Source organism: Candidatus Gullanella endobia (genome assembly GCF_900048035.1).
GTDB classification, from domain to species: domain Bacteria; phylum Pseudomonadota; class Gammaproteobacteria; order Enterobacterales; family Enterobacteriaceae; genus Gullanella; species Gullanella endobia.
The window spans coordinates 797,136-809,448 of the sequence record NZ_LN999832.1 but is presented as its reverse complement, the minus strand read 5'-3'; the positions used below and the strand labels follow the sequence as shown (position 1 = coordinate 809,448).

Below are 12,313 nucleotides of genomic sequence, written 5' to 3'. Positions count from 1 at the left end.
TTCTGTTAGTAGTAATTAATATTCACTATTAAATTTATAATACAAAAGCAATAGATAATAATTTGTTATAAATATTTTCTGTTTTTATATTAATTCATTAAAAATAATTTTTAGAATTAAAAATTTATTATCAATTATTTATTTATATGATTTTAAAATTACTGTTCATATTTTTGCTAAATTAATAATTTATTTACTGATAATATAATTTATATTATTACAATTATATATTGTTATTATTACCGTAACAAAAATATTTCATTTTTATTATATTTATAATATAAGATATTAGTTTATTACTTTATATCTTATGTAATTACTTCTAGAAAAAGAACAAAAACAAGAACAAAATCTGATTTTTAATAGATATTAAAATAAATAATCAATAAAATCTATAACTCAATAAAACTGTAAGGTATAATTTAAGATAAAATCGTTTTCAATTATAAAATAATTTCATATAAAATATTATAGAATAATTTAATATTAAAATAATTTATTTTTAATATTACTAGTATTAAAATAATAATGAATAACTTCATTAAATAGAAATAATAAGAACATTCCTTTTTTCAAGTTTTGTTATTATAGTACTTAAAATAAGCGACTCTAAGATCTATTTAGTAAATTAAAGTAATATCAATACTTGAATTAATACTAGTATCAAGTATAAAAGAGCATATTTTTAAATATACCGATAATAATGAAAGAACAAAAAATTATCGCTGAAATTTATTCAGAATAATCCAATATCATTAATAATATCTAATATTACTAAAAGAACATTATACTAAGCATACTTTGGCTTATTTTTAAATATTAATGTGAATATCATTTAGGGATATTACAGCATAAAAACTTTATCTTAAAGATATCATTAATTTTTCTTCTTAATAGGAAAAATTACTAGGATTATTTTATCCTACTGGAAATATTTATTTTATCTATTCAATTTCGCTACTTTTATTTTAGTAATATTTCATATTTTATAAAATTTTCGGTAGTTTTCTTAAAATTATTAATTATAGCTTTTTTTAGAAAAAATCATATTTTATGTTAACCATTCGAGATTAGTTTTCGTATAGAGAACATACCTTCATTATTATATTTATATAATAAATAAAAAAGTTATTCGCTATGATAATAAACATATATAAAATATGATGGTACGATATGGATTCATATGTTGTAAGTTTCCTAATAATATTATCAGATTTTATGTTTTTATTATGTCTCATATTGGTTTATAATATAGTAGTTAATAGCATATAATTGAATACTATCTCAGTAGTAGTTATGCAAGCATTCCATTTTAGATTATGATCAATAAGATTAATTAAAGTATATATAACTTTAATATAAATGTTATATTATAAAGATTCTTTAATGAGTATCTGATTATCATATGCTATTTTTTTTCTTAACCGAATTGTATAAAGTAGACAAACTATCTATACCACATCGTTGACAAATCGCAAATCTGAAAAATATTACCAGTAGCTAGGCAAAGTATAAGCAGCACTAACCTTTAATAGTTAACGTGTTAATTTCTCTGAGGTAGTAGTAAAAAGCGGAATTTGTTTATTTAACTTTAACATACTTTTGTATGTATGAAAAATCATCTCCCATTTAATTTGAATATAGGGATTTTTTTTGCTTACTAATACATAGTTAGTATCGATAAAGAGTGTTAGAGAAAAACTATCCAGTTGTTAACTTGCTAATTCTTCTATTTTTTCGCTTCAGTAGTAATCATTAAATCGAATTAATATTCGTGAAGTTTTTATCAATTTTTTATGTAGAGAAATACGTTTTTCTAATTTTATGTTTAGCGATTATTAATAAATTTTTAACCAATCCCTAGATATGCTTCCCATAGAAAAATATTAGCTCCGATAGATATCGGATTGTATTGCGATAAGCATATTACTTCTTGCTTAGCAAATTGCTATGTTAATATCATTTTTTACATGGCGTAGAAGTCTCTCGTCTGCTGACGTTAAATGAATATTATTCCTATGATAAGTAAAAAAGATGATGCTGAGTTATATTTCTAACTAAAGGATAAAAACTTACTGCTGATTGTGTTAAATATAACGCTTCTGTTGCACGTCTAAAATGTCGTATATAATTTACTTCTAAGAACGTTTAAGTAGTTCTATATCTACTAACTACGCCTTCAAAAAATTATCATATTGATTTAAATATTTTGTTTTACAGAAAATTAAAACTAATTAATACTATAAATTATTAAGTAATATAACTTTTATATAAAAAATGGAATCATGTAAAATGGTGGAAAGTTTTTTTTACTACTAATCGTTATTTTGATAACAAAAATTATCCTCACGGCTTCTCTCGACATGGTTGTTTTACTATTCGGGAAGCGCAATTATTGGAGCGTTACGGTCATGCTTATAATGATTTAGATAGTGGTAAGCGTGAACCAGTAACAAATGATGAGCGGCGGTTTATTGCAGTATGTCATAGTGAATTATCTCCGACTAATGAGCATGAAAAAGTTTGGTTAAAATATATAGAGCATATTCGCCGCCCTAAACGTTTTCATACTCTTTCCGGCGGAAAACCACAGATGGATATAGTGGAAGACTATACTGATACTGAAGATTAATAAAGAAGTAGTTATAATTTTTCTTTATTTTACTAATGTCTATCACAAGCATAATACTACAATTTTTATAGTAGCTGGTTAACATAATGATAAATGAATACTACTATCAAATAGATTCTCTTAATTCTGTCTTTATCTGTTAATCTGATATTAATTTTAGTATTACTTTATCTTTTTATGGATATTTTCGATACAAATACATACTATGATCGTAAAAATAGCAGAAGTTAAATATTTTATCATAGATATAGGTAGAATTGATAAAGAAATAATATTTTGTGCTAGAAAATGATATAATTGCGAAAAGAGCTAGAATTTATTACCGTCACTAACTTTAAATATACTAGTAGGTAAATTCTAATCCTGATTAGAAAAAATTATGCATTTCCCTCATTATTAGCTATACTATTAGTGATAGTTATAATAATAAAAGCGGAAAGTATTTATCTATATACATTAATCTTATTATATATTAATGCTAAATAAATTTGAATTAGCTTGTAGATATACATTATCACTACTCTTTTAATACTTTTTAAGTAGAATAAAAAATGTAAGCTATTACTATATTAAAATAATTCTAAAAAATATAATTTTTATCGTTTGATATTCCTATGCTCTATTATTAATACTACTATATTAATATCTTGCTATCTTTGTATATCTTTATATATCATTAATTATGTCTATTATCTGTATTTTAATAAATACAAAGATACTTATTAAAAATAAATACAATAAAACATTTACAAAATATATTTTTAAATAATTAAAATTAGTTCTTATAAAATAATAGAAATTATTACTGTATTATACAGTATAATATCTTATCTAAGAAATAATATTAAAAATTAATATTAAAAATATTCTAGTAAAAAATTAATTATAGCAATACGATTTTTAATAAATTATTAATTTTCTAGATCTTTATTACCTTAAATTGAAATAGATTTCTAGCAAAGTTACTAGATGTATTACTAGGTATCATACCTAGATCTTTTATTAATATTTATTAATACTATTAAAAAATATTTAATATCTCTTTTAGAAAAAGATTATTTTAAAATTAAAAATTAAAAATTTGTTCTCATACCTGAATATTACAAAATATCATGATAGCAGAATACTATTCGGATAGCAAATATACTGAACCGATGAATAAAGATTCGCTAATTTTAAAATTAATAATATTAATAATTTAATAAAATAATAATTTATTTAAAAATAGCACTTTTGTTCTATATTATAGATAAAATAAAAAGAAGATAATTTAAAGTTATTAAAACGTCTTATTTAAAAATAAGATAATTTTAAAATAGTTAACATAAAAATCTGTACTATATATTACTTAAATTTATTTACAGTATTGACTATAACAATTAGTTATATATTAATTCTATTAATTTAAAATTAGATAAAATTTAGCTATATTAAAACATATTAAAAATAAATAATATTGAATAGAATTAATATCTATCTGATATCGATATAATTTACATCTATCTAAAATAGATTAACTTATATTCAATATAATTAAAACGTCAAATAGCAAATTATCAAGCTAGATAGCACCTTATTACTTAAATAAGTATATAATAGGATGATATGCAACAAAAATAAAAAATATAAATCTATTTATTGTAAATAGTATCTAAGTTATATTTAGGAGAAAGAGTTTATTTATTTTAAATTTCAATTAATCAGATTATTGAAATTGATGGTAATCAACTTGTTATTAGAGATTACTGCAGTAATACATAAAGATAATCTTATGGAGTAAGATATGAATAATAAAATTATTTATTTAAATGACGATAATTTTAAAATAAACGTATTACAGACTAAAGGGCTATTTTTAATCGATTTTTGGGCAGAATGGTGTGGTCCTTGTAAAAGGATTTCGCCTATTCTAGCAGAAATTGCTAATGAATTCGATGGTAAAATAACCATTGCTAAATTAAATATTGATGAAAACCCTATTACTGTATCAAAGTATGGTATCCGTGGTATTCCAGCTTTGTTGCTGTTCCAAGATGGAAAACTAATAACTAGTAAAGTTGGCGCCTTATCAAAAGGACAATTAAAAGAATTTATAACTGTAAATCTATAAGAAGTATTGAGAATTTTACATTGTTGCGCGATGTATAAGTATTATTCATATTAATTGCTAGACACCCATTGGGAACCGTGCTAGACTTGTTTTTCACTGCATTGTAATCTTACCTGTAGTTTAAGTTTAAGCTATATTCTTTATTTATTACCTCATTGTAATAAAGTATTAAATGTAACTAGCAAGAACATCAACGGATAGAGATTTAAATTAATACATTATTAAATACTATTAATTTTTTGGTCTTCTTGTGTTTAATATTGTGTGATTCACAGTTAATTAATCGAACGGAATTTATTAGGATTATATTCTATAGATAGGCAGCGATTTTACGCTGCCATACCATCCATAAAATCAGTTCAAGATATACCTCGAGTTTAAGAACCCACCATTATGAATCTTACCGAATTAAAAAATACACCGGTTTCAGAGTTAGTAATCCTCGGCGAAAATATGGGACAGGAAAATCTAGCTCGCATGCGTAAACAAGATATCATTTTTGCTATTCTTAAACAGCATGCTAAGAGCGGAGAGGATATATTCGGCGATGGTGTACTAGAAATTTTACAAGATGGATTTGGTTTTCTCCGATCTAGTGACAGTTCATATCTTGCCGGACCCGATGATATCTATGTCTCTCCTAGCCAAATACGTCGTTTTAATCTACGTACTGGAGATGCTATTTCCGGTAAAATTCGTCCGCCAAAAGAAGGAGAGCGTTATTTTGCTTTGTTAAAGGTTAATGAAGTTAACTATGATAAACCCGAAAATGCTCGTAATAAGATTCTATTTGAAAACTTAACACCGCTACATGCCAATTCTCGTTTTCGTATGGAGCGTGGTAATGGTTCTACAGAAGACCTAACTGCACGTGTTCTAGATTTAGCCTCTCCTATCGGACGCGGTCAGCGTGGACTTATCGTAGCACCACCAAAAGCTGGTAAGACTATTCTACTGCAAAATATTGCGCAAAGCATTACTTGCAACCACCCAGATTGTATACTAATAGTTCTCTTGATTGATGAGCGTCCGGAAGAAGTCACCGAAATGCAGCGCTTAGTGAAAGGTGAAGTAATCGCTTCTACTTTTGACGAACCAGCTGCTCGCCATGTACAAGTTGCCGAAATGGTAATTGAAAAAGCTAAACGTTTAGTTGAGCATAAAAAAGACGTCATTACTCTGCTAGATTCTATTACTCGTCTAGCGCGTGCTTATAATACTGTTGTTCCAGCTTCTGGAAAAGTATTGACAGGTGGCGTTGATGCTAATGCTTTACATCGTCCAAAGCGTTTCTTCGGCGCTGCACGCAATATGGAAGAAGGTGGTAGTCTAACTATTATTGCGACTGCACTTATCGATACTGGTTCTAAGATGGATGAAGTAATTTACGAAGAGTTTAAAGGAACGGGTAATATGGAATTACACTTGTCACGTAAAATTGCTGAAAAACGAGTTTTTCCAGCGATCGATTACAACCGTTCTGGAACCCGTAAAGAAGAGTTACTTACCACTCAAGAAGAGCTACAAAAAATGTGGATTCTGCGAAAAATTATTCATCCTATGGGTGAAATCGATGCAATGGAATTTCTCATAAACAAGTTAGCAATGACAAAAACAAACGATGAATTTTTTGAAATGATGAAACGTTCATAAGTAGAAAAAATCGATTAGTGATATATAAAATTAGGAATTTTATTTTTTATGCTAAAAATTAGACATTTTAGTTATTAGCACTATATCTTTTGTTATAAAACTATTTTGATAGTTATTAATAATTCAGATAGTATTTACTAATTGAGTATATTATCTTAATAATACTTGTTATAATTTATGCTATGCATTGATGAGTTCTTAACTTAATCGATATTACTAAGTTAGTATTCATTAAAAACTTATCTAAAAACTATTATTTTATAATAAAATATTAAATCTATAAATAATGTTATTTTGGTATAAAAATGTAATAAGTTTTAAAAATATACGTATCAAAGTTGAATGTAGATAATAAAAATTATTAAAAGGTAAGTATATACCTATTTATAAAATAGAGAGAACATATAAACAAAAACAAAATAACTTTTTTCTATTCACCTAGAATAATCACTTATTATAGGTGATGTGTTTTTATGGAGCGGGTGAAGGGAATTGAACCCTCGTATACAGCTTGGGAAGCTGTTGTTCTGCCTTTAAACTACTTAGTAATATAAAACCTATTAATTTTTAACCAAACCCGCTTTGGTAAGTTTAAGTTATTAAAATTTTATATAATTAACTAACAAGAAAGGCGCTATTTGTTTTTAAAGTATTGTATATTATACCTTACAGCGTCTTTTTAATATCTTAATCAAATTATTTTATAACTATATTGAAATTCTGTTACTCTATAATAGATTCTTTTTTAATTAATACTGTTAACACTTACTTAAATAAAAGTCTTATTTGGTCTTTCTTTATCTGAGACTTGACAGAGCTGTATAGTTACCGAAGACAGAAATGACTAGTCACTATATTTATTCCTGCTTATTATTAAGATATTGTACTTAAATATTATATTCAACTCAAAACAGAAAATTTTATTATAATTAAGTATATAGCATATAAAAGTGAAAAAAAGCAAAGCTTTATTTGATATTAAAAAATTTTTAGTGTGAAATTATGTCATTTGGTTAAAAATTAATAGGTTTTATATTACTAATTTGATAAAGCTTATATTATTTATCTAAATATATTTAGAACAGTTATTCTAGTGATTAATACAAATAAAAGTTAATATAACTATAATTTAATAAATACGTACGATAAATAATACCTTAAAATTAAGTTATAACTCTCCATTGATAGTGTAAAAGAAGTGTCAAAAATTTATAAGATATTAATTTAGCGTTTATTAATTTTAATGATTAACCTACAGATAAAAGTATTACCGTATAACGGAAAGTATTACCGTATAACGGAATGTATTACTATTGCGCATAAATGACAGATAGAGTAGATAATTTTTTTATTTTTCCTAGAAAGCTATTTTTTTGGACGCAATGTTGGAAAAAGAATTACGTCGCGAATACTGTAGCTATTAGTTAATAGCATCACTACACGATCAATGCCAATACCTAATCCGGCAGTTGGAGGCATACCATATTCAAGTGCAGTAATATATTCCTCATCATAGAATATAGCTTCATCGTCATCGGTATTTTTAGCCTGAATTTGTTCGGTAAATCGCACTGCTTGATCTTCTGCATCGTTAAGTTCGGAAAAACCATTTCCGATTTCACGCCCACTAATAAAGAGTTCAAAACGTTCAGCAAAGAATGGATTTTCATTATTACGGCGTGCAAGTGGTGAGACTTCTGCTGGATAAGAGGTGATAAAAGTCGGTTGTAAAAGATGCTTTTCAACTGTCTCTTCAAAAATCTTAGCCTGTATTTGTCCTAGACCCCAGCTATTTTCAACTTTAATTCCTAGTAATTCAGCGATAGTAATAGCTGAAGTCATATTATCTAACGCTTCTGGCTGGATCTCCTTTTGATAGCAGTAACGACAAATAGCTTCTTTCATCGTCATCTTAGTAAACGGTTTACTGAAATCGAAGGTTTGATCGCCATAGTTTACTATACTATTTCCAAATATTCGCTCCGTCAAAGTACAGAAAAATGTTTCTACAAATAAAATCAGGTCGTTATAGTCCGCATAGGCCATATAAAGTTCCATCATAGTAAACTCAGGATTATGTCGTGAAGACAAACCTTCATTGCGAAAATTACGGCCAATTTCAAAAACTCTCTCAAAACCGCCAATCACTAACCGCTTTAAATATAGCTCTGGTGCAATACGCAGATACATATCGATATCTAGTGCGTTGTGATGAGTAATAAACGGACGCGCTGTTGCACCGCCTGGGATAGTTTGTATCATCGGTGTTTCTACTTCTATGAAATTATTCTCCATCATAAAATGCCGAATTTCGGTTATGATGCGAAAACGCGTCTTAAAGGTTTGACGTGATTCATCGTTAGCAATCAAATCGAGATAACGCTGGCGATAGCATATTTCCTGATCAGATAGACCGTGAAACTTATCTGGTAGTGGACGTATCGATTTAGTTAATAAGTAAATTTCGTTACAATTAACCGATAATTTGCCAGTTCTAGTTTTGAATAGTTTTCCACGCGCACCAAGAATATCACCAATATCCCATGTTTTGAATTGCTCGTTATATTGCCCTTCAGGTAAATTACTGTAGGTAATATAAAGCTGAATTTTTCCACCCATATCTTGCAAAGTAACAAAAGAGGCTTTACCCATAATACGACGAGTCATCATTCGACCGGAAATGCTAACATCAATATTCAATGATTCTAACTCTTCATTGCTTTTTTCACTGTAGTTGATGTGCAACTGATCAGATATAGAATTCCGTTTGAAATCGTTTGGAAAAGCAATACCCTTTTGACGTAATTGTCCGAGTTTTTCACGTCGCGAAAATAGTTCATTATTCATATATATCGCTTGATAAGAATTATCCTGTGAATATAATCTATACATATAGGCATCTTATAGTCCTGCCTTAAGACTAGCTTCAATAAATTTATTTAGATCGCCATCTAATACTGACTGTGTATTGCGTGTTTCTAAGCCAGTACGCAAATCTTTGATACGAGAATCGTCCAGTACATATGATCGGATCTGGCTACCCCAACCAATATCAGACTTACTATCCTCTAACCCTTTTTTTTCTAAATTCTTTTTCTGAAGCTCAAATTCATATAGTTTTGATTTTAACTGTTTCATTGCTTGATCTTTATTTTTATGTTGTGATCGTTCGTTTTGACATTGAGTAACAATATTGGTTGGCAAATGGGTAATACGTACTGCAGATTCAGTCCGGTTAACGTGCTGACCACCGGCACCGGAGGCGCGATAAACATCAATACGTAAATCTACTGGATTGATATTGATATCGATATCTTCATTTATTTCAGGGTAAACGAAAGCGGAGCTGAATGATGTATGACGTCGACCACCAAAGTCAAAAGGACTCTTTCGTACTAACCGATGCACACCGGTTTCAGTTCTAAACCAACCATATGCATAATCTCCGATAACTTTAATGGTTACTGATTTTATACCAGCTACATTGTTTTCAGATTCTTCGATAATTTTTGTTTTAAAACCACGTGATTCCGCCCAACGTAAATACATTCTGAGAAGCATGCTAGCCCAATCCTGTGCTTCTATACCGCCAGATCCAGCTTGGATATCAACGTAACAATTAGCGATATCGTATTTACCAGAAAACATACGACGAAATTCTAACTGATCTAATTTAACCTCAAGATTATCGAGTTCAGACTGAATTGAAATAAAACTCTCTTCATCATTTTCTTCTACTACTAGCTCTAATAAGTCAGAGATATCTTCTAAACTTTGAGTAAGTTTGTTAATGGTTTTAATGATTAATTCTATCGATGAGCGTTCTTTCCTCAACATTTGCGCGTGTTGAAGCTTATTCCAGATGTTGGTTTTTTCTAACTCAGTATTTATTTCTTCAAGACGTTCTTTTTTGAGATCATACTTAAAGATACCCCTAAGAATATTTATTCTTTCTGATAAGTTATGAATACAGTTTTTTACCGGATTAATTTCAAACATAGACTGATACTCTCATTGAAAATAAGAAATACTTATTAACTCGTTATTCTAACGGATTAGTACTGCAGAAAGTAATATCTATTACAATCCGATTTTAATGTCAGTTATGAATTATAATGGCCAAATATTCTGTATTAAAAGTTGTAGGGATCGGTTACCACGAAATTCGTTTATCTCTAACTTATAAGCTAACTCAACGGTATGAATACTATTATCTGGCCAAAATTGTAAATCAATATTAAAAGCAATACCATCCAATATCGGACCTCCTACCTCGGGTTCAAGAAGAAGTCTAAGATGTTTTTTTCTAACCAAGCGCTGACTTAATATAGTAAACCTTCCGTCAAATAATGGATCTGGAAATGCTTGTCCCCAAGGACCACCGTCACGTAACAGTTCAGCAGTAGCTATAGATAACTCGTTAGCTGATAGTTCGCCATCTGACCAGATTACTCCTTCTAGTATTGAAGGATCAAGCCATTCGGTTACTAATGCAGAAAAACGTTGACAAAATTGTTTAAATTGCACTTTTTCCAATATCAAACCAGCAGCCATCGTGTGGCCACCAAATTTTAGTATCATGCCGGGATATAACATATCAAGTTGTTCAAGCAGATCTCGCATATGTAAACCAGCTATAGATCGCCCAGAACCTTTTAGTATACCTTCACCCATAGATGCAAAAGCAATAACCGGTCTATGAAAATGTTCTTTAATTCGTGATGCTAGAATACCAACCACTCCTTGATGCCATTGATCATGGTAGATAACTAATCCAAAAGGAAGTTTCTGTTTATTGCTAATAATCTTCTGACACAGTGATAACGCCTTTTTTTCCATTTTTTTTTCGATTTTTCGCCTAGTTTGATTAAGAGCGTTAAGCTCTAATGCCAAAATACGCGCTTTCGGTAGATCTTCACTTAATAATAGAGCAACTCCAACCGACATATCATCTAACCTACCTGCAGCATTAAGTCGTGGTCCTAGTGAAAAACCCAGATCGCTGGCATACAGTTGAGTAATATTGCGATTGGCTACCTCTATCAAGGCACGAATACCGGGACGACAAAAACCAGCACGAATACGGCTTAATCCCTGATGCACTAGAATACGGTTATTGGTATCTAGAGGAACCATGTCTGCTACTGTGCCTAGGGCAACCAGATCTAGAAATTCAGCTAGTTTAGGAGCTTCTATACCTTTCTTCGAAAACCAATTAAGCTTATTAAGACGTGCGCGAAGCGCCAACATCAGATAAAAAGCAACACCAACACCAGCAAGAGATTTTGACGAAAAAGTGCAATCGTGTAAATTAGGATTAACAATGGCATCGGCGTCAGGTAAAATCTTGCTAGGGAGATGATGATCAGTGATAAGTACTATGATATTTTTTTCATGTGCTAGAGTAACACCAGCATGAGAAGAAATACCGTTATCCACAGTCAGGATAATCTGTGCACCTAGCGCTGCTGCCTGCTCTACTAACTTTGGGCTAAGACCGTATCCATCTTCAAAACGATTTGGCACTAGGAAATCTATTTTTTTTGTACCCATTTTCTGTAAAGCTAATACTGTAAGCGCTGTACTGGTTGCTCCGTCCGCATCAAAGTCACCAACTACTATTATTCTACGCTGATCTTCTAAAGCATATAGAAGCAAATCTACTGCTTTTTCAATACCACTTAATTTATAATAAGCTATTAATCCACACGTACCTCTTTCTAACTCACTAAGAGAACAAATGCCACGTTGTATATACAATCGTTTTAGTAATGGTGGAATATCTGAATTGGAAAGAACAGAAACATCGCCTATAGGACGCCGTTTTAATTTCGTTTTTATATTCACTATAGCATTAACCGTCCGTTTTTTAAACAAATTCTTATTGATCCAATATAGAGATTAAATCTTTTAATCTT

Annotated in this window: 5 protein-coding genes and 1 pseudogene; 3 read left to right on the top strand and 3 right to left on the bottom strand. The window is 29.3% G+C overall.

The window, feature by feature from the left end:
* Positions 1-2,305 precede the first annotated feature (2,305 nt).
* The 3 genes and pseudogenes from FVIR_RS02235 to rho all read left to right on the top strand — a co-directional run.
* Positions 2,306-2,632, top strand: a pseudogene (locus FVIR_RS02235) (DUF413 domain-containing protein); the annotation flags it as partial.
* A gap of 1,783 nt (positions 2,633-4,415) precedes the next feature.
* Positions 4,416-4,742: a thioredoxin TrxA gene (gene trxA / locus FVIR_RS02230; protein ID WP_067498434.1), complete on the top strand. Its 327-nt coding sequence runs from the start codon at positions 4,416-4,418 to the stop codon at positions 4,740-4,742.
* A gap of 393 nt (positions 4,743-5,135) precedes the next feature.
* Complete coding sequence (gene rho / locus FVIR_RS02225) at positions 5,136-6,395, top strand: transcription termination factor Rho (RefSeq protein WP_067498426.1); 1,260 nt, start codon at positions 5,136-5,138, stop codon at positions 6,393-6,395.
* A gap of 1,365 nt (positions 6,396-7,760) precedes the next feature.
* Here the strand turns inward: rho and lysS are convergent.
* The 3 genes from lysS to recJ all read right to left on the bottom strand — a co-directional run bounded on the left by lysS (position 7,761) and on the right by recJ (position 12,242).
* The gene (lysS, locus tag FVIR_RS02220; RefSeq protein WP_067498424.1) at positions 7,761-9,287 is read right to left on the bottom strand and encodes a lysine--tRNA ligase; all 1,527 of its coding nucleotides are present in this window, start codon (positions 9,285-9,287) and stop codon (positions 7,761-7,763) included.
* 9 nt (positions 9,288-9,296) lie between these two features.
* Positions 9,297-10,394 (bottom strand): peptide chain release factor 2, encoded by a 1,098-nt coding sequence (prfB, locus tag FVIR_RS02215; protein ID WP_067498422.1) that lies wholly within the window; start codon positions 10,392-10,394, stop codon positions 9,297-9,299.
* Positions 10,395-10,505: 111 nt separating this feature from the next.
* Positions 10,506-12,242: a single-stranded-DNA-specific exonuclease RecJ gene (recJ, locus tag FVIR_RS02210; RefSeq protein ID WP_067498420.1), complete on the bottom strand. Its 1,737-nt coding sequence runs from the start codon at positions 12,240-12,242 to the stop codon at positions 10,506-10,508.
* Positions 12,243-12,313: the final 71 nt, after the last annotated feature.